At 61.5% G+C, this 19,415-nt stretch carries 18 protein-coding genes; 12 read left to right on the top strand and 6 right to left on the bottom strand.

Annotation, left to right across the window (positions count from 1 at the left end; translation table 11 throughout):
* Nucleotides 1-30: 30 nt before the first annotated feature.
* A complete protein-coding gene (locus ACIQWO_RS04735; RefSeq protein ID WP_402819818.1) occupies nucleotides 31-3,090 on the top strand; it encodes an autotransporter domain-containing protein in 3,060 nt (1,019 codons plus the stop codon).
* Nucleotides 3,091-3,092: 2 nt separating this feature from the next.
* Here ACIQWO_RS04735 and ACIQWO_RS04730 read toward each other — a convergent pair whose 3' ends face one another.
* The 3 genes from ACIQWO_RS04730 to ACIQWO_RS04720 all read right to left on the bottom strand — a co-directional run bounded on the left by ACIQWO_RS04730 (nucleotide 3,093) and on the right by ACIQWO_RS04720 (nucleotide 6,539).
* The gene (locus tag ACIQWO_RS04730; RefSeq protein ID WP_402819815.1) at nucleotides 3,093-5,081 is read right to left on the bottom strand and encodes an ATP-binding protein; all 1,989 of its coding nucleotides are present in this window, start codon (nucleotides 5,079-5,081) and stop codon (nucleotides 3,093-3,095) included.
* Nucleotides 5,047-5,784 carry a response regulator gene (locus tag ACIQWO_RS04725; protein ID WP_402819812.1) on the bottom strand — a complete coding sequence of 246 codons (738 nt, stop codon included), beginning with the start codon at nucleotides 5,782-5,784 and terminating at the stop codon, nucleotides 5,047-5,049. Before ACIQWO_RS04725 ends, ACIQWO_RS04730 begins: the two co-directional genes overlap by 35 nt.
* A gap of 170 nt (nucleotides 5,785-5,954) precedes the next feature.
* Nucleotides 5,955-6,539: a hypothetical protein gene (locus ACIQWO_RS04720; RefSeq protein WP_402819809.1), complete on the bottom strand. Its 585-nt coding sequence runs from the start codon at nucleotides 6,537-6,539 to the stop codon at nucleotides 5,955-5,957.
* A 207-nt stretch (nucleotides 6,540-6,746) separates the two neighbouring features.
* On the opposite strand from ACIQWO_RS04720, the gene ACIQWO_RS04715 reads away from it, so the two are divergent.
* Nucleotides 6,747-7,844, top strand: coding sequence for a helix-turn-helix transcriptional regulator (locus tag ACIQWO_RS04715; RefSeq protein ID WP_402819806.1), 1,098 nt, complete (start codon nucleotides 6,747-6,749; stop codon nucleotides 7,842-7,844).
* Between the two features lie 79 nt (nucleotides 7,845-7,923).
* Here the strand turns inward: ACIQWO_RS04715 and ACIQWO_RS04710 are convergent, their stop codons facing one another.
* Nucleotides 7,924-8,574, bottom strand: coding sequence for a carbonic anhydrase (locus tag ACIQWO_RS04710; protein WP_150574052.1), 651 nt, complete (start codon nucleotides 8,572-8,574; stop codon nucleotides 7,924-7,926).
* A 270-nt stretch (nucleotides 8,575-8,844) separates the two neighbouring features.
* On the opposite strand from ACIQWO_RS04710, the gene ACIQWO_RS04705 reads away from it, so the two are divergent.
* From ACIQWO_RS04705 to ACIQWO_RS04675, 7 genes are all read left to right on the top strand, one after another.
* Nucleotides 8,845-9,627, top strand: a complete 783-nt coding sequence (locus tag ACIQWO_RS04705; RefSeq protein ID WP_402819802.1) for a DUF1295 domain-containing protein — start codon at nucleotides 8,845-8,847, stop codon at nucleotides 9,625-9,627.
* Nucleotides 9,628-9,667: 40 nt separating this feature from the next.
* Entirely contained in the window at nucleotides 9,668-10,783 is a 1,116-nt protein-coding gene (locus ACIQWO_RS04700) for an SAM-dependent methyltransferase (RefSeq protein ID WP_402819799.1), read from the top strand.
* The gene (locus tag ACIQWO_RS04695; protein ID WP_402819796.1) at nucleotides 10,780-11,373 is read left to right on the top strand and encodes a lipocalin family protein; all 594 of its coding nucleotides are present in this window, start codon (nucleotides 10,780-10,782) and stop codon (nucleotides 11,371-11,373) included. The genes ACIQWO_RS04700 and ACIQWO_RS04695 overlap by 4 nt, the downstream gene beginning before the upstream one ends.
* Nucleotides 11,374-11,386: 13 nt before the next feature.
* Nucleotides 11,387-12,688: an NAD(P)/FAD-dependent oxidoreductase gene (locus ACIQWO_RS04690; protein WP_402819793.1), complete on the top strand. Its 1,302-nt coding sequence runs from the start codon at nucleotides 11,387-11,389 to the stop codon at nucleotides 12,686-12,688.
* Nucleotides 12,673-13,482, top strand: coding sequence for a DUF1365 domain-containing protein (locus ACIQWO_RS04685; protein ID WP_402819790.1), 810 nt, complete (start codon nucleotides 12,673-12,675; stop codon nucleotides 13,480-13,482). The genes ACIQWO_RS04690 and ACIQWO_RS04685 overlap by 16 nt, the downstream gene beginning before the upstream one ends.
* Complete coding sequence (locus tag ACIQWO_RS04680) at nucleotides 13,479-14,690, top strand: class I SAM-dependent methyltransferase (protein WP_402819787.1); 1,212 nt, start codon at nucleotides 13,479-13,481, stop codon at nucleotides 14,688-14,690. Before ACIQWO_RS04685 ends, ACIQWO_RS04680 begins: the two co-directional genes overlap by 4 nt.
* An 87-nt stretch (nucleotides 14,691-14,777) precedes the next feature.
* A complete protein-coding gene (locus ACIQWO_RS04675) occupies nucleotides 14,778-15,632 on the top strand; it encodes a class I SAM-dependent methyltransferase (RefSeq protein WP_402819783.1) in 855 nt (284 codons plus the stop codon).
* On the opposite strand, the gene maiA is transcribed toward ACIQWO_RS04675, so the two are convergent.
* A complete protein-coding gene (gene maiA / locus ACIQWO_RS04670) occupies nucleotides 15,629-16,282 on the bottom strand; it encodes a maleylacetoacetate isomerase (protein WP_402819781.1) in 654 nt (217 codons plus the stop codon). The two genes, ACIQWO_RS04675 and maiA, sit on opposite strands and share 4 nt — an antisense overlap.
* 231 nt (nucleotides 16,283-16,513) lie before the next feature.
* Between maiA and arsH the strand changes: the two genes are divergently transcribed.
* A complete protein-coding gene (gene arsH, locus ACIQWO_RS04665; protein ID WP_402819778.1) occupies nucleotides 16,514-17,263 on the top strand; it encodes an arsenical resistance protein ArsH in 750 nt (249 codons plus the stop codon).
* 22 nt (nucleotides 17,264-17,285) lie between these two features.
* Here the strand turns inward: arsH and ACIQWO_RS04660 are convergent, their stop codons facing one another.
* Nucleotides 17,286-17,633: an ArsR/SmtB family transcription factor gene (locus tag ACIQWO_RS04660; protein WP_402819775.1), complete on the bottom strand. Its 348-nt coding sequence runs from the start codon at nucleotides 17,631-17,633 to the stop codon at nucleotides 17,286-17,288.
* A gap of 60 nt (nucleotides 17,634-17,693) precedes the next feature.
* Between ACIQWO_RS04660 and ACIQWO_RS04655 the strand changes: the two genes are divergently transcribed.
* Entirely contained in the window at nucleotides 17,694-18,215 is a 522-nt protein-coding gene (locus ACIQWO_RS04655; protein ID WP_402819772.1) for an arsenate reductase ArsC, read from the top strand.
* Nucleotides 18,215-19,330: an ACR3 family arsenite efflux transporter gene (gene arsB / locus ACIQWO_RS04650; RefSeq protein WP_402819769.1), complete on the top strand. Its 1,116-nt coding sequence runs from the start codon at nucleotides 18,215-18,217 to the stop codon at nucleotides 19,328-19,330. Before ACIQWO_RS04655 ends, arsB begins: the two co-directional genes overlap by 1 nt.
* Nucleotides 19,331-19,415 lie beyond the last annotated feature (85 nt).

The raw sequence follows: 19,415 nt of genomic DNA, 5'->3' as shown, positions 1-19,415 counted from the left end.
GTGATAGTCGATGGCACGGGATCCTCCTGGGTGAACACCGCTTTCATATCTGTTGGCAATGGAGGCACCGGCATCCTGAACATCACGCGTGGCGGTGCCGTCTCCAGTGGCGTTGTCTCCATCGGCGCCGGCGGCAATGGCACCGTGACAGTCGACGGGACAGGATCATCGTTGACGACGGCCGGTAGTCTCATCGTAGGCAATTCATCCACCGGCATTCTGAATGTCACAAACGGCGGCACCGTCTCCAACGGGGCAATTTCTATCGGGACTGGCGGCAACGGCACCGTGACGGTCGATGGCGCAGGATCATCGATGTCGACGTCGACGCCGAACGGAGATGTCGTGGTTGGCGGCGGATCCACCGGCATTCTGCAAATCACGAATGGCGGCCTGGTCTCCGGTGGGAAAGGCTATATTGGCGCTTCCGGCGGCACCGGCACGGTAACTGTCGACGGCTCAGGGTCGTCCTGGACGACGAACGGCAATGAACTCCATGTTGGCGACACGTCAACCGGCATCCTGAACATTTCGAATGCCGGTAACGTGAGCGCTGCCGATGTGGTTTTGGGAAACGCCACCACCGCTGCCGGATCCCTCAATCTCAAGACCGGTGGCGTGCTGCAAACCGGCTACGTACAGAAAGGTCCCGGTTCCGCGGCATTCACCATCGACGGCGGCGTCCTGCGCCCGACGGGAAATCAGGCCAACTTCCTGCAAAACTTCTCCGCAGGCGACGTCTCTATCGCCAGCGGTGGCGCGACCATCGATACGCAAGGCTTCACTGTCGGCGTCAGCGCCGCGATGGGGGGCACAGGCGGGCTGATCAAGACGGGTACCGGCACGCTCACGCTCGCCGGCGCGAACACTTACAGCGGCGGGACTACCATCACGGGCGGCACGGTAGCGATCTCGGCCGCCAATAACCTTGGCACCGGGCAGATCACCCTCTACGGCAGCACCGTGCAGAATATGGCCGCGGTTACGCTGGCCAATCCCGTGACGCTGGGTTCTGGCGGCACTTTCCAGACCGATGCCGACTTGACGCTTTCCGGCGCCGTGAACGGCGCGGGTTCCCTGACCAAGCAAGGCTCCGGCACGCTGACGCTCGCTGGCGCGAACACATACAGCGGCGGGACTACCATCACAGGCGGCACGGTAGCGATCTCGGCCGCCAACAACCTTGGCACTGGGCAGGTCACACTCGACGGCAGCACTTTGCGGAATACGGCCGCGGTTACGCTGGCCAATCCCGTGACGCTGGGTTCTGGCAGCACTTTCCAGACCGACGCCGACTTGACGCTTTCCGGCGCCGTGAACGGCGCGGGTTCCCTGACCAAGCAAGGCTCCGGCACGCTGACGCTCGCTGGCGCGAACACATACAGCGGCGGGACTACCATCACAGGCGGCACGGTAGCGATCTCGGCCGCCAACAACCTTGGCACCGGGCAGGTCACACTCTACGGCAGCACGTTGCAGAATACGGCCGCGGTTACGCTTACCAATCCCGTGACGCTGGGTTCTGGCGGCACTTTCCAGACCGATGCCGACTTGACGCTTTCCAACGCCGTGAACGGCGTGGGCTCCCTGACCAAGCAAGGCCCCGGCACGCTGACAATTGCGGGCGGAAACGGCTGGTCTGGCGATACCACCCTCTCGGGTGGCACCCTGACGCTGGATAGTTATACGCAAAACAGCAACCAGACGCTGAACATCAACGCGGCAAGCACCTCAGACGTCGGCAAGCTCAAGGTCAATGGCACCGCCACCTTCAACGCCGGGGCCAATCTCGTCGTGAACGTCGCCAACCTTAAAACCGTTGCCGTCGGCCAGTTCTTCACCGGGGTGATCAGTGCAGGCACCCTTTCCGCTTCGACTTTCAACGTGACCGCCAACTCGGCACTGTTCAATTTCAAAGCGCTACTCAGCGGCAATACCGTCAATCTGGCTGTCGTGAACGCCAGTCCGACTGCGGTCTACGATGCCGTCAATGCCTACGGCCTGCGGCAAGCCCGGGGCGCAGCGCAGACACTCGACGCGCAACTGCAAACCACGCCCACCGGAGACATGGTCAATGTCGTCACCGCATTGGGAAAGTTGTCTGACCAACGGGACGTGGCCCGCGCTGCGGCCCAGACACTACCGATGAGCACCGGCTCTCAGGCCCTCATGAACACCCTGTCCTCGTTCAACCGCATCGTCTCGGATCGGACGGCCGCAGGCGGAACGGGCCTCTCGACCGGCGATGCTAGGGCCGACAAGCGAGTCTGGATCAAGCCCTTCGGCTCACACGCCTGGCAAAACGATGAGAACGGCACCGCCGGATTCTCGGCCAACACCTGGGGAATGGCCCTCGGCGCGGAGACCGAATGGGATACAACGCGCCTGGGGCTGGCCTATGCCTATGCGAACACTCGGGTAAGCGGAAATAATGCGCTATCAGGGACAAGCAGCGACGCGACGGTCAATTCCAATGTGCTTGCGCTCTACGGTAGTCGGCAGGTGCATGGGTTTGACCTCGGATTTCAGGTCGATACCGGCTGGAACCACAGCAGCAGCCAGCGCGCGATAAGTATTTCCAGCCTTAATCGCACCGCCAACGGGAGCTACGACACCTGGAGCGCGCACGTAGGCACAGGCGTGTCCAGGCCCCTGCCCTTGCCGTCTGACATGACGTTCATTCCTGAAGTCCGGGTCGACTACACCCGGCTGCAGAGTCAGTCCTATACCGAGAGCGGCGCGGACGCCCTAAACCTGAACGTCAATGCCAATACCGTGCAGGCGCTGGTGTTCGGCGTCGATGGCCGCCTGGTCAAGGATCTGGGGAGCTACGGCAAGATCAACGCCCACCTGGGCGTGGGGTACGACACGATCAACGACCCGGGCAACATCGTCGCTGCCTATGCTGGCGTGCCCGGGCAGAGTTTCCTCACTACAGGTCTGACCCACTCCCCCTGGCTGATGACCGCAGGCCTTGGCTATGACTATCGCACCGCTGGAGGCACCAACATTGCGCTGCGCTACGACGTGCAGGCGCGCAGCGGCTTCGTCAACCAATCTGCCTCGCTCAAAGTGTCCTGGCGGTTCTGAACTTACGCGCGGCGCAGCGGAAGCGTAAGTGTGAAGCGCGTGCCACCGGGTCCGGAGTGCCAGGCCACTGCGCCGTCGAGCGTACGCGCGCGGCGCTGCAGGTTGTGCAGGCCGCGTCCGACAGTCGAGCGCAGCACCCGCTCGACGTCGAACCCCTCGCCGTTGTCTTCGATACTGACCTGCACGTTGTTATCGTCCACTGCCGTACTCACCCGAATAGCGTTAGCGCGGGTGTGGTGAAGCACGTTCGCGATGCTTTCCTGCACGATGCGCAGGATATGGAGCGCACTGCTGGGATCGAGCCAGACAAGCGCCGGGACCTCCTTGACTTCCCATAGCAACGCGACCCCGGTGCCTTCCAGTCGAGGTTCCAGACGAAAACGCAGCGTCGCCAGCAACAACAGCAGATCCGCCTCCACGGGCTCCATCGAGTCGATGGTCAGCTTGAGGTCGTCGAGGCAGCTTTTGAGAATGTGCGATACATCGATGTCGCGCTCGCCGCCGCGCTCGACGGCGCGAATCGCACTGATCAGCGACGAACCCAGTCCATCGTGCATATCCTGCATCAGGCGTCGTCGCTCGTCGCTGATGGTTTGCCGCAACGCTGCCTCGCGTAGCAAACGGTGACTGACTTCAAGCTCGGCTTCGCGCGCTTCCAGGCGCTGCGCAAGATTCGCGTTCATCTGCTCGACTTCGCTGATCGCGTTGACGTAACGTCGAACCATCAGCAGACCGAACGCGCAGAACGTCACGGCATTCATGTAGGCACCGAGAAACCATCCCTCCGGACTCAGAACGTTGTTGTGCATCATCCAGTCGACGACGCCCAGCAACGTGCAGATGCCAACGCACGCCGCGACCAGACGCGCTTCGCGTGACCGGCGCCACGCACTGACGATACCCACCAGGCAGACCACCGTCGCCATGATCGCGGAAATCGCGTAAATCAGCGGAATGATGACGGGCGTACTGGGGAGCACCGGTAATACCGCGACGACGGGCAGCGTGAGCACGGTGATCAGAAGCGTGACGCCTGTGATGGCCCAGGTCAGTACTTTGAGGGGGCGGCCGTGCATCTGGCACAGAAAGAAATGCACGACGAGGATCAGCCAGAAGATGGCATTGATCGTGAGCCACGCGAACCAGTCGCTGGTTATCGGCAGGCTCACGTAGTAATGCAGATGCCCGACAAAGGAGGTGATCGCAAGGCTGAAGAAGAGTAGATAGCCCGTTTCATGGCGACGCTTCGTCCACACGAACAGCGCAAATATACCCACGGCCAGAAACGACGCGCTGAGCATCGCCGGAAGCTCACGTTGCAACCACGTGCGCAGGTAATAACGCCCGCGCAAAGCCTCCTCAGTCCCAGCCCATACCGAGGCGACGGCCACCGGATTCCCGGACGTATGCTCGATGCGGACGAGAACCTCCCTGACCGGCACGTCGACGGCGGCGCCGGGGTCGTGCGCGAGCGTGATCCACAACGGCATGAACAGGCTATTCCAGAGCGGGCCATCCTGTTGCGCCCGATGGACCAGCTTGCCATTGACGTATACCGCGATCGTCCCGTCGGTCTTGATGCGGCTGATGTACAGCGCCAGCGGACCTTGCGCGCTGCGCAATTCAGGCACGGACAGTCTGACCCATGTCGTTCGGATATCCTTGACCAACGGCGAAGCAAGCGACGAGTCCGAAGGCAAAGCGGTGGGGAGTGTCGCGCTGCGCCACGCGTTGTCCGGCAGCGTATAGAAGTCGAATGTCGCGGGCGGCGCGGTGAAATCCGGCGCGTCCGTGCTTTGCCACTCAGCCTGTGTAAGACGGACCGCGTCACCGCTCGAACCGCTCGGATGGGGGCGATCCGACCCGAGGTGCCAGACAGCGGCGACGATCAGCAACGCGGCCGAAAACGCCAATACCGCAATGGCGACAAAACGCGCTCGATAACGAGTCACTGGCTCACCTTTCCGACAATCCCAGCATCCTGGCCTCATAGATCGCCTCCGCCTTGGACTTGACCTTTAGCTTGCCGTAGATGCGCCGTACGAAAGTCCGTACCGTGAAAGGCGACAACTGCATCAGGTTGGCGATTTCCGGTGTCGTGAAGCCCTTTGTGATCAGGTCCAACACCTCCTTCTCGCGAACCGACAGCAACGGTGAGTCACCCGCGTCTGGTACTTCGTTCCGGGGGGTGTCGATGCTGACGCTTTCACTCGCGCCACCTGGCCGCAGGCGCGCGAGAATCTGCCGGGCGATGATCGGACTTATCGGGCTCCCGCCACTGGCGAGACTGCGGATTTCATCGACGATTCGCTCAGGCGAACTGTCCTTGAGCAGATAACCCGTGGCACCCGCTTCGATGGAGTGCATCACGTGCGTTACGTCGGTAAAGGTGGTGCTGACCATGATGTTGCAGTTGACCCAGCGTCGGGTGGTGGCGTGGATCACATCGATACCCGATCCATCAGGTAAACCGAGGTCAACGAGAAACACGTCTGCGGGGGGGCCTTCGAGCAGCGTCATGGCTTCGGCCAAGCTGGCGGCGGTCCCACTCAGATGCATGTCTGGCGCCGCGCGGATTGCCCGGCTCAACATGTCAAGAAGACCTGGGTCGTCCTCGACGATCGCGACGTGGATGGACGGCGAAGCCCGATCACCGGGAGAATGTTGCGAGGCGGCAGCATGCTGTGAGGGCATGTTTAAACTCTTCGATGCAATGATAGGAACGCGATAACGCGCCGACATCCCGGCCGCTGAGGGATGTCGCGCCTTCCGCTACGGTTCCGATTGCGTTCTGTCTCGACGCTATCCCCCGATGCGTCGATGGCGCGAGTATAGGGTGAATTCCGTCGAAGTGAAGAATTGCGCTACTTGCAGCTATGTCGCCCACGCGCGTTCATGGGTTTCCAACGACCGCCGTCTGGCGCTCTGACGAGCCCCGGATACTCACAGGCGGCTGCGACATAGCGCCCCGCAACGATTGCCGCCTCCTTCCCGCCGGGCTGAATCGCCGACGTCGATCCGCAGGCAAAACCGGTTCGGCATTTCGTGTCTGCCCACGCGATCATGACCGGGAATCCGCAATGATTTTCCCAGAAGCTGACCCCGGTATCGTTCGCTGCGCTCAACGCGATGCAATGCGTCCCATCGCCAAAGTCGCGCGCCGCCTTGGTCGCAGGATTCGCTTTTGACGTACCGGCCGCCCGATTCACCCCCAACGCTTCCTCTGAGTAGCGCTTGACGCACTGGAAGTAAGCGATCTCGTCCGGATCGGTGTGTCTTTTCAATTCCTGGTCGGCTTCTGCCAGTAGCTTTTTCGGATCCTCGGCGCTCAAATTACCCGGATATCCCCAGGCCTGTCTGGACTCCTGCTCACACGGCCCAGCCGATGCGTGAGTACTAAGACATGTCAGCGCCAGAAACGCGAGCACGACACCTAAAGTGATTTTCATTGTTTTCTCCCGTCCAAAGGTCTCCCCGGACCTGGTCGCCCGCCGACGGTCCTGGGTGACACGTATTCGACCAAGCTCCGCGACGGCGATCATCCCCAAATCTGGTGATGCGGGAAGAAATTGGTGATAATCCGGCACAGCCCCCCAAAAAATCGAACGACGTCGCGCCAACGCGAACGTCGAGTGCAGCGATTTCCGGAGCGTGTCATGACGATTTCTGCCAACAGTGGCGAATTCGCCCCCCTGATCGACGATCTCTATGCCGCTGCACTGGGCGACCAGAGCTGGGACGCCGCGCTACAGCGGCTGCGACGCATGACCGGGACACGCCTGGTTTCGCTTCTGGCACACGTAGGGGCGCATCAACAGACGATCGTCAGTGCCTCTGCGGGCGACGATGATCGCTGGGCCCTGGAAGCTCAAAGCGCATACGCCACGCAATACCAAAGCACCGACCCCATGCTCTCGCGACTGCCGACCTGGCAACCCGGGCAGTGGGCAATCGACACCGAATTCACAACCGAACGTGAGCGAAGCCGAAGCGAGTTCTATCAGGACTACATGTGCGCCCACGAGTTGGGCAGTATTTCCGCGCTGCTCGCCACCGGCGATCAGCAAACGAAGGCATTTCTGAGTCTCGTCGGCGCCCCCGGCGCTGGTGGTGTCACCGACGAGTCACGTCGCCAGATCGCTGCGCTTTACCCGCATATCAGTCGTGCCCTACGTGTGCACCACCGGCTCGGTGAGCTAGCGGCCCGAGCCGATGTCGCTGAAGCCAGCCTACAGGCGTTGACCTTCCCGATCTGGCTGTTCGACGGGGAGCGAACGCTGGTCTGGATGAACCCTGCAGGTACTGCTTTCGCGCAGCAAGAATCTGCCCTGAGGTTCTCCAAGGGACGTCTGGCTATTCCGGGATGTTCAACAGGGACAGAGTGGCAGTCGGCACGCAATCTGGGAGGCGTACTTTTGCGCAGGACGAACGGGATGCTGCTACCGCTCGCGCTACTCCCCGTGCCGGAGCGATCGCAATTGAGCGGCGCCGGTCGAGGGCCCTTGACGATGATGACGGCGGCGGAACTCGGTCAGCCCCGTGCACGTCAGGAACGGCTGCGCGTGTACTTTCAGCTTACGCCCGCAGAGTCGGAGCTGGCCGTCCTGCTGTGTTGCGACGGGATGACACCCGAAGAGTGTGCCGCCGCAAGAGACGTGTCGATCAACACGGTGCGCTCGCAAATAAAGACCATCCAACAGAAAGTGGGCGTCACGCGAACGAGCCAACTGACGCGTCTCGTTGCCCAGATCTGACGCAGAGGCCATCGACTCGCGCCAATTCGCCCCCACGGGAGGTTGCGCGGCGTTGCGACACGCTGCGCAACGTCTCTCGTTATCGAATGCGAGAGGCGACGGCCACCGTATTCGGCGAGTCAGCCAGCGGGACGAACTTGCGGGTCTCACCGTCAAGCGCGTCGATGCCGCCGGTTTCGATGTCATACACCCATCCGTGCAGGTTCATCCGGCCCTGCTCAAGCGCAAGGGCTACCGACGGATGCGTGCGAATGTTCGCCAACTGCGCGATCACATTCTCTCTGACCAGCCCGTCCAGCTTCGCGCCAGGCGTGTCGTAGGAATGCGCTGCATTGATTGCCTTAGCGGCGTCGGCGTGACGCAGCCAGTTGGCCACTGCGGGCATATGGTCGAGGCAGGTGCAGCGCGAAATCGCGCCCATCGCGCCGCAGTCCGAGTGGCCGCAGATCACGATGTCCTGCACTCCCAGCACCGACACCGCGTACTCGACCGTGGCGGAAACCCCTCCCGGCTCCGGTCCGTATGACGGAACGATATTTCCGGCATTGCGAATGACGAATAGCTCGCCGGGCTCGCGCTGCGTGAGCAACTCGGGAACGACACGGCTATCCGAACAGGTAACAAAGAGGGCTTTGGGGTTCTGACTCGTGGCGAGCCGCTTGAAAAGCTCGACGCGCTGAGGAAAGGCTTCCCGCTGGAAACGCAGAAAGCCGTCAATGATGTCACGCATAGGAAATCTCTGAGTTAACACGTCAGTGCGAGGGCGATCATTTTGCGCAGTGATCCGCCCTCGAACGGTGCCCATTATCCCTCATCCGCCGCCACAAGCCCAATGGGCTGTCACCGCAGCCGTCGGCCATGAGCGCTGGTCGCCCCGGTGCCAATGCCGGTCACACGGCGCGAAGACCGCCGAATTCAAAAAAACGCGTCAAATGTGCATCCGGCGACGCCCCATCCTCGTATACATCGCAACGACACTCACCTGCCGGACATGTCACCGATGCTAACGACTGCCGTGATGGCCCTGTGCGGACTGATCATCGCCTTCGCTTTGGCCTGGGTATTACAGAAACGGACGAAAAACGCTGGCATGGTCGACCCCATATGGGCCGCCGCACTGGCCGCAGTGGCCATTTTCGTGGCGCTTCAGGGCACGGGGGATGCCCTCAACCGGATTTTCGTCGGTGTGGCCGGTGGTGTCTGGGGCGCGCGCCTTGCCATGCATCTGTGGCGTCGAAATTGGGGCAAACCGGAAGACGCACGCTACCGGGCCTTCCGCGACCGATGGGGGGCGGCGGCCGACCGCAACATGTTCTGGTTCTTCCAGCTCCAGGGCGTGATTGCGATGTTGCTCGCGGTCGCGTTCTTTGTACCGGCATTCAGTGCACAGCCCGCCTCGCCACTGAATGTGGGCGTCGCGGCGCTGGTCTGGGCGAGTGCGATCGCAGGAGAGACGACTGCTGATCACCAGTTGCGCAGCTTCGTATCCGATCCTGCACATCGGGAACAGGTCTGTCGCGCGGGCTGGTGGCGGTACTCGCGTCACCCCAATTATTTCTTCGAATGCCTGCACTGGTGCAGCTACACCGCGCTCTCCATCTCGATGCCGTGGGGATGGGCGACCCTCTTTCCCCCGTTGCTCATGGCATGGCTGCTGCTCAAGGTGTCGGGCATCCCGCTGCTGGAGGCGCACCTGATGGCCACCCGCCCGGCCTACCGGGAGTACATGAAGACCACCAGTTCACTGTTCCCCTGGCCGCCGAAAGCACCTCGCCAGATGTGATCTGACATGACAAACATTCGCAAGCACGGAGTTCGACGCTATGACTGTCTCTCTTACGCGGCCGCCTTCGCTCAGCGCCGGTGCCACAGAAGCATCGGGATTGATCCGGCTTTGTGAACTGGGTGTGGTGCCCGACGCGATGTTGCGCGCCGGAATGCGCCGATTGATACGTCAGCGGCTCAGGCAGGAGCACGCGTCCGACGTCGAACGCGGCGTGTCGGCGCTGGCCGAGCTCGTGACAGAACTGCGCGCGAGTCCCATTGCCATTGCGTCTCAAGACGCTAACGCACAGCACTACGAGGTGCCGAGCGAGTTTTTCCAAGCCCATCTGGGGCCTGCCATGAAGTACTCCTGCTGCTACTACGAGCACGAGGAGACAACGCTGGCACAGGCCGAACAAGGGATGTTGACGCGTTATGCCGAGCGCGCACGGCTTGCCGACGGACAGCGCATCCTCGATCTCGGCTGCGGATGGGGATCGCTCGCGCTGTGGCTGGCCACACGTTACCCCAACGCACAGATCGTTGGGCTTTCCAATTCCCATGGTCAACGGCGGTTCATCGAAGCGACGGCCGAAAAACGAGGGCTGCGCAACCTTCGGATCGTGACGGGCAACGTCGCCGACTTCGACTTTTCCGACGACGTCCCTGCCTGTTTCGACCGCGTCCTCTCCATCGAGATGTTCGAGCACATGAAGAATTACGGCGCGCTGATGCAGAAGATCGCGCACTGGCTCGATGATCGAGGAATGTTGTTCGTGCACATCTTCGCGCATCGCTATCTGGCCTATCACTTCCAGGATCGAGACGGCTCCGACTGGATGTCGCGGCATTTCTTCACTGGCGGCACCATGCCGAGCGCCGATCTGCTGCTGCACTTTCAGGACGACCTGCGCCTGACCGACCGGTGGTGGGTCGATGGGCGGCACTACGCACGCACGGCCAACGACTGGGGCAACGCGCTCGATGCCTCCCGGCCGGAGACAATGCCGCTGCTGGAAGCGGCCTACGGGGCACAGGCTCGTCTGCAATTTCAGCGCTGGCGCATGTTCTACATGGCCGTCGCGGAGCTGTTCGGCTATGCCCGGGGCCAAGCATGGGGCGTGGGCCATTACCTGTTCGATAAGCGCAGAGAGACCATCGGAGGCACGCCGTGATTCGACATTCGGCCGCAAGCGCGGTGCTCGCTTTCGCGACGCTGGCCGGTTGCTCCGGCTCTCAACCCAACCCGAATCCGCTCGCCGACGTGCCGCTCAAGGTCGCAGCGGTCGATTTGCCACGCTATATGGGCCGTTGGTATGTCATTGCCAATATTCCCTATTTCGCCGAGCGCGATTTCGTCGCAAGCCGGGCGGAATGGGCGCTACGCGAAGACGGACGCATCGACGATCACTTCTACGGTCGCAAAGGCGGGTTCGACCAACCCGAGCGCCACTACCAATTTGTCGACAGCGTTGTGCCCGGCAGCGGCGGCGGCCATTGGCGGGTGCGGCTCTTTTGGCCGATTTATGTCTCGCAACTCACTTTGTACGTGGACCCGGATTACCGCTACACGCTACTCGGCTATCCGGACAAATCGCTGGGCTGGATATTTTCGCGTACCCCAACGATGGACGACGCGACGTATCGCTCGCTACTGATGCGCTTGTCGGCCATGGGCTATGACACATCGCGCTTTCAGCGCGTGCCTCAGTTGCCGGAACAGCTCGGGAAGCCCGGCTTTGCCCCATCGGAAGGATCTGACTGACGGAGATCGTGCCATGAGTCCAACGACGGTTTTGCCTCCTGGGCAACGAATTGCGGTGATCGGCGCAGGGATCTCGGGGCTGGCGAGCGCCTATCTGCTTGCGCGCAAGCATCGGGTGACGGTATTCGAGGCGGGCGAACACGCGGGTGGCCACACCAATACCGTCGATGTCGAGCTCGACGGCATGCGCGCGCCCGTCGACACGGGCTTTCTCGTGTTCAACGAGCGCACTTATCCGAACCTCATCGCACTCTTCGACGAGCTTGGCGTGCGGTCCATCGCCAGTGACATGTCGTTCTCCGTCTCCATCGGCAGCGGCGCGCTCGAGTGGGCGGGGACCAATTTGAATACCGTCTTCGCGCAACGCAGGAATCTCTGTTCGCCGAGTTTTCTCGGCATGCTGCGTGACATCATGCGCTTCAATGCTGCGGCGCAACGCCATCTCGAGAGCGCGTCGCGCGACCGACAGTCCGTCGGCGAGCTGCTGCTCGCGCATGGTTATGGCCAGCCGTTCCAGCAGCACTACCTGTTGCCCATGGCGGCGGCTATCTGGTCAAGCCGCGCGACCGATATTCTGCGATTTCCGGCGGTCACGTTCCTGCGGTTCTGTCTGAATCACGCACTGCTGCAAATCCGGGATCGACCGCAGTGGCGCACGGTCGCCGGTGGTGGCCGCGAGTACGTCAGGCGGATTGCCGCCACGCTGGAGGACGTTCGACTCCGAACGCCGGTGAGGCAAGTGGCGCGCGACAGCAATGGCGTGACGATCCGTTTTGGCGACGCACAGACCGAACGCTTCGACGCAGTGGTGATGGCCAGCCATACGCCGACGAGTCTTCATTTGCTTGCGGACGCCGATCCCACTGAACGCTGCGTGCTTGGCGGCGTGCGCTATCAGCCCAACATTGCCGTGCTCCACACCGACCCGACGCTGCTCCCCCGAAGCCGACGCGTGTGGTCGGCATGGAACTATGTGAGCCACGCGAGCCGCACGACCGCCGACGCTCCCCCGGTTTGCGTGAGCTACCTGATCAATCAGCTCCAGGCCTTGCCATTCAGCACGCCGGTCATCGTGACGCTCAACCCGGTAAGGGAGCCCGCTCCGTCTACGGTGCTCGGCCGTTATGCCTACGAGCATCCGCTACTCGATCTCGCCGCAGTGGACGCACAGTCGCTCCTTCCCGCGTTGCAGGGCCGCCGACGCACCTGGTTCGCCGGGGCATGGACTGGCTATGGGTTTCACGAGGATGGCCTCAAATCCGCGCTGCGTATCGCCCGGGATTTTGACGTTCTGCCGTCATGGGCCTCCCTATGAACCCCACCAGCCCGACCGCACCGACCGATCCGAAGGACGCCCCGTCCGTCTGGCTGCTCAAGGGGCGTGTCATGCACGAACGTCTTGCCCCCGTCGCACATCGGTTCACGTACCCCTTGTTTCAGATCGCTTGTGACGTTGCGCAGATGAACACGCTGGTGCGTTGGTGGTTCGCCGTGGACCGACGTCGCCTCCTGAGCTTGAAGTCGGCCGACTACGGGCCGAGGGACGGCCGTTCGCTGGACATCTGGATGCGTGCGCGTCTCACCGAAGCCGCGATTCCTGCCGACGGCGTCATCTGGTTGCAAACCATTCCACGCATCGCAGGTTACGCGTTCAACCCGGTGAGCTTCTGGTATTGCCACGATCGCGCGGGGGACCTGCGCGCGATCTACGCGGAAGTGAACAATACGTTCGGCCAGCATCACGGCTACTTGTTGTGCGCACCAGGTGCCGTCCCCATTCGAGGCGATGTCGCGCTCCAATGTCGCAAGGAATTTCACGTCTCCCCGTTCTGCAAGGTCGAAGGGCAGTATGCGTTTCGCGTCAACCGACACGGGCGGGTGTGGTCGGTCGGTATCGATTACTACGTGGACGGCAAGCGGCTTTTGCAAACCGCCATCGGCATGCATGCCGAGCCGCTGACCGGCGTGGCAGTGCTCAAAGCCTTGCTCGGCGCGCCGCTCAACGCCCTGAGCGTCGTTATTCGAATTCATTGGCAGGCACTACAGCTATGGCGCAAAGGGGTGCCGTTCCACGGAAAGTTGCCATCCGATCAGGAAATCAGATCATGACCCTGCTTCGCCTTCTTTCCCCTCAGGCGGCAGTCCCGCTGGGTGCCCGCGTATTCTGTGCCCTGTTGCAGCGTCTTCGCACGGGCCATCTGACGCTCGTGACCCCCGACGGCGCGGTACAAGTTTTCGGCATATCCAGCGACTCGCCCGGCGCCACGCTTCAGATCCACGACTGGCGCGCCTGTCGTCAGATCCTGCGCGCAGGCGATATCGGCTTTGCCGAAGCCTATATCGCGGGATGGGTCGATACGCCGGACATCGCCGCACTGCTGCGCCTGGCGCTACGTAATCGGTCGTCGATTGAAAGACCGATCGTCGGATCGCGATTGAGTCGGATCTGGTTTCACCTGCGGCACGCGATGCGCCGGAATTCGCGCTCAGGCAGCCGCCGCAACGTCCATGCGCATTACGATCTGGGCAACCGGTTCTACGGCCTGTGGCTGGACCCGACCTGGACCTATTCGAGTGCGCTGTTCGAGGGCGACGCGCAACGCTCGCTGTCCGACGCGCAATGCGCCAAGTACCAACGCATTATCGATACGCTCGGACTGCGCCCTGGGGACGAAGTACTGGAGATCGGGTGCGGCTGGGGCGGATTTGCCTTGCACGCAGCGCGGCAAGGCATTTCGGTCCACGGCGTCACGCTGTCGCAGGAGCAGTTGACGCTCGCGCGCCGCCGGATCGCCGACGCCGGTCTGGCGCACGCGGCAACCGTCTCGCTCACCGACTACCGTGACGTTCGAGGACAGTTCGATGCCGTGGTGTCCATCGAGATGTTCGAGGCGGTCGGGCAGGCCTACTGGACGCCGTTCTTCAACTTACTGGCGCAACACCTTCGCCCTTCTGGCCGGGCGTTGATCCAGACCATCACGATTGCGGACGAGGCGTTCGAAGCCTATCGCGACTCCAGCGACTTCATTCGGGAATTCATTTTCCCGGGCGGTATGCCGCCGAGCGTGCCGCGCTTCGTCGCCTCAGCGCGAAGCAGCGGCTTGCATGCCCGCGAGACACTGGCGTTCGGCCCCGACTATGCCCGCACACTGAATCTTTGGCATGCGGCGTTCTCGTCCCGAATCGATGACGTCCTCGCGCAGGGATTCGACGAATCGTTCATCCGCACGTGGCGCCTGTACCTGAAATATTGCGAAGCGGCGTTCGACGAACGGCGCATCGACGTGAATCAGTTTCTGCTCACGCGAGACGACTGACTCGGTGACATCGGGAGCATTCCCCCCATTTTCGGTAAACTATCGGTTTCCGGGCGGCGTTGCCTCCCGCAGCTTATTCAGTTTCCCATGTCGAATACCCACGAAATCCGTCCCGGCCAGTCCATCGAGCTGCTCAAGGAACTCCACATCCTGACGCGCGACGGCAAGATGAATCAGGACAGCCGACGCAAGCTCAAGCAGGTCTATCACCTGTTTCAGTTCATCGAGCCGCTGCTCCAGGAAGTCAAGAACGACAACGGCCGCGTGACGCTCGTCGATCACGGTGCCGGGAAGTCCTACCTGGGCTTCATCCTCTACGATCTGTTCTTCAAGGCACTGGCGGACGACTCGCATATCTTCGGGATCGAAACCCGCGAGGAACTTGTCAAGACGTCCACGGCGCTGGCGCAACGCCTCGGCTTCCCGGGCATGTCGTTCCTGAATCTGTCCGTCGCGGATTCGATCACCTCGCCAGCGTTGCCCGAGACGGTCGACGTCGTCACCGCACTTCATGCCTGCAATACCGCAACGGACGACGCCATCCGCTTTGCGCTGGCCAAGCAAGCGCGTCATATCGTACTCGTGCCGTGCTGTCAGGCCGAAGTCGCCGCCGTCCTGCGCAAACATAAAGGTCAACAACTGGCGGGCAATCCGTTGACGGAAATCTGGCGTCACCCGTTGCACACGCGCGAATTCGGCAGTCAGGTCACCAACGTGCTGCGCTGCCTCCAGCTCGAAGCCCACGGCTATCAGGTCAACGTGACCGAACTGGTCGGCTGGGAGCACTCGATGAAGAACGAACTGATCGTCGCCCAGTACAAAGATCTGCCGCGTCGTCGGCCTGCCGAGCGCCTGGAAAGCGTGCTGGCGTCGCTGGGACTCGAAGAAATGCGTGACCGTTTCTTCACCACCGACGCGCCAGCCTCCGCCGCCGAAGCCTAAATCTCCACCGCGCGATACCCCGGTTGCCGGAACGGATGCGCTTCGGCAAATTCCGGCATCGCGAAGCAACGCTGCGTCAATTCAGCGACCCGGGGAAATTCGTCCATGTCGACCTGATACAGATCGGCAATGATTTTCTGACCGGCGATGCAGATGTCCGCAAGCGTGGGCGTCGTGCCGACGACGAATGGCTCGGCCGGGCGCGTCATCAGCATCCGCTCGTAGGTCGCCAGCCCTTCCCGTCCCCAATGCGCGCACCAGGCCTCGACGGCGTCCGTACCCACGCCGTACGTCTGCACCAGATGCTTGCGAACGCGCGGCACGACAAACGGATGTGAATCCGCTACGTGGACCTGCGCGACCGCACGGACATACGCGCGCTCACGCGCCGTGTCCGGCATCAGTCGCGGCTCGGGATACACCTCGTCCAGATACTCCATGATCGCCATCGACTGGAAGACGCGATGGCCGTCGTGAACCAGCGTCGGCACCACGCGCTCGGCGTTGACGTGCGCGTAATCGGTGTCGAATTGGCGTCCCGCAAGAATGTCGACCTCGATCTCCTCATACGGGAGTTGCTTCAATGCGAGCGCAACCTTCACGCGAAACGCAGCGTTCGAACGCCAGAATCCATAGAGCTGAATTGTCATTGCGATAGTCCAATCGTCGAGTTGTCGAAGAGGTGCAAATGCACCGTGCAGGCCTCAACGTCACGCACGATTGCATTTGCAATTCATTCGAAAGGAATGATGCCATTTGACGATTGCATATGCAACAGATAGCGCCCAACCGACAATCCCCTGCCTTCTCCATGGGCTTCTTGCATTGAATTCTATATTTCCATATTATTGGAAACATCAAATTTAACGCTAACGCCCTTTATGTCAATCGTGCCGCCTCAACCGACCGCTGCTCTGAAGCCGGAGTATCTCGACGAAACCATCGCGACCAGGCTCGGCCTCCCCGCCGACCCGCCGGTTCGCATCCTGATGTTGTACGGCTCCTTGCGCGAACGCTCTTACTCACGTCTTGTCACCGAGGAAGCGGCTCGACTCCTCACACGGATGGGCGCGGAGGTCCGCATCTTCGATCCGCGCGGTCTGCCGATGCCCGACGAGACGACTGGCGAACCCCATCCCAAAGTCAAAGAACTCCGTGACCTGTCGCTCTGGTCCGAAGGCCACGTGTGGTGCAGCCCCGAGCGGCACGGTACGATTTCCGCCGTCATCAAGAACCAGATCGATCACCTTCCCCTATCGATGGGCGGCATCCGTCCAACGCAAGGCCGGACGCTCGCCGTGATGCAGGTCAGCGGTGGATCGCAGTCGTTCAATTCGGTCAATCAGTTGCGGCAACTCGGCCGATGGATGCGGATGTTCACGATCCCGAACCAGTCGTCAGTGGCCAAAGCGTTTCAGGAGTTCGATGAGGACGGTCGCATGAAACCGTCGGCCTACCACGACCGCGTTGTCGATGTGATGGAGGAACTGGTGAAGTTCACGCTGTTGCTGCGAGGCAAGCGCGATTATCTGGTCGATCGTTACAGCGAGCGCGTGGAAGCCGGAACGCCGATCGATCCGGTGACAGACTTGTCCAGCATCGCCCCGCGCGCCTCACCGACCGCCAAGTAAGGCTGCGCACATCGTCGTCACATCAGCATTTTCGCGGCGACACCGGCTCGCACAGCCCCGGTACGCCGCCACAGCAGTTTTCGGTCAGGAATCCGATCAGCGCATTCATCTTGTCGATGGACGCCGCATAGTAGATATACCGGCCTTCCTGTCGTGCAGTAATCAGCCCGGCGTTCGCGAGTTCTTTCAAATGGAAGGACAGCGTGGCGTTGGCAAGGCCCAGCGATTCGGCGATGTTGCCGACGCTCAACCCGTCCGGCCCGGCAACGACCAGGAGCCGGAACACGGCGAGGCGATTGCCTTGCGCCAATGCAGCAAGGGCTTTTACGGCGTCAGTATCGTTAAGAGCAGTTTGCATAGCGTCAGACATTGAGGTCATCCGCATTCATCGCGGATTCATTATTTCTATATTTCCGGAATTTTAGATCAAATGATACAAGCAGACACCCCAAAGCGCCACGTGCTGTTCCTTTGCACGCACAACTCGGCCCGCTCGATTCTTGCCGAAGGCATTCTGAACGACCTCGGTAGCAATCGCTTCGTCGCCCACAGTGCGGGCAGCCAGCCATCCGGACAACCGAACCCATATGCACTGGAGTTGCTGTCGTCGCGCGGCATCGAGACATCGTCGATGCGAAGCAAGTCGTGGGACGAGTTCGCACAACCGGACGCACCGCGCATCGACTTCATCTTCACCGTCTGCGACAACGCGGCTGGCGAGACCTGCCCGATCTGGCCCGGGCATCCAGCCAAAGCACACTGGGGTGTGCCCGATCCGTCGCAAGCACAGGGCGAGCCGGAGGACGTGCGCAAAGCCTTTCTTCAGACGTATCTGCAACTCCGCACGCGCATCGAGCTGTTCCTCGACCTTCCCCTGGAAAAACTCGAATTGGCAGACGCACAACAACGTCTCCAGGAAATGGCGAAACGGCTGCGCGCCCAGGGACAGTGATGACCGATACCTCCCATCACAGTGTCAGCGACAACGGTGCGACGCCGCCCCCGATGCGTGCCTTCGAGCGATATCTGTCGATCTGGGTGCTCCTGTGCATGACGGTGGGCGTGCTTATCGGGCACGCTGCACCTGGGCTCGCCGAAATCGTGGCTCAGCTCGAATTCGCTCACGTCAACCTCGTGGTCGCCGCATTCATCTGGGTGATGATTGTTCCGATGCTGCTCAAAATCGACTTCAGCGCGCTGGGCCGTGTGTCAGAACACTGGCGCGGTGTCGTCGTCACGGTAGCGATCAACTGGCTTGCCAAGCCATTCTCGATGGCGCTTCTCGGCGGGTTGTTCGTCCGTCACCTCTTCGCGACGTGGTTGCCGACGGAATCGCTCGACAGCTATATCGCAGGCCTGATCCTGCTTGCCGCTGCACCTTGCACCGCGATGGTTTTCGTGTGGTCGCAACTGTGCCGGGGCGACGCCTACTTCACACTGTCGCAGGTCGCGCTGAACGACGCCATCATGGTTGTCGCGTTCGCGCCCATCGTCGCGCTACTGCTGGGCGTGTCCTCGATCACGGTACCGTGGGAGACGCTCGTGGTGTCAGTGTTTGCCTATATCCTGATTCCCGTTGGGATCGCACAGGGATTGCGTCGCGCCATGCTCCGACGCAGTCGCAAGACGCTCGATACCGTCGCGGCGGCCACCGCGCCATTCTCCATGGCGGCATTGCTCGCGACGCTCGTCCTCTTGTTCGCCTTCCAGGGAGAAACGATCGTCGCAAATCCTGTCGTAATCGGATTGCTCGCCATTCCTATCGTGGTTCAGGTGCTGCTGAACGCCGGACTTGCCTACCTGCTGAATCGCAAGCTCGGCGTCGCGCATTGTGTGGCTGGCCCGTCGAGCCTGATTGCAGCAAGCAACTTCTTCGAATTGGCGGTCGCAACGGCCATCAGCGTGTTTGGGTTGCGGTCCGGGGCAGCATTGGCGACCGTCGTCGGCGTGCTGGTCGAAGTCCCGCTGATGCTTGTCGTCGTTCGTGTCGTCAATCGTTCGAAGCATTGGTACGAACGAGCCTCGCGAGACACGTCGTCTGCGGCGCCCCGGGGAGACACGGAATGACGGAAATTCATCAGATCTTGAAATGGATGACAAACACGGGCATTTCAGACAGAATTTCCCCGGCTCGCTGGATTCGGTCAGAAGT

Source organism: Pandoraea sp. NPDC090278 (assembly GCF_044772185.1).
GTDB lineage: Bacteria > Pseudomonadota > Gammaproteobacteria > Burkholderiales > Burkholderiaceae > Pandoraea.
The sequence above is the reverse complement of the archived record's forward strand: the minus strand, read 5'-3'. Positions and strand labels throughout refer to the sequence as shown.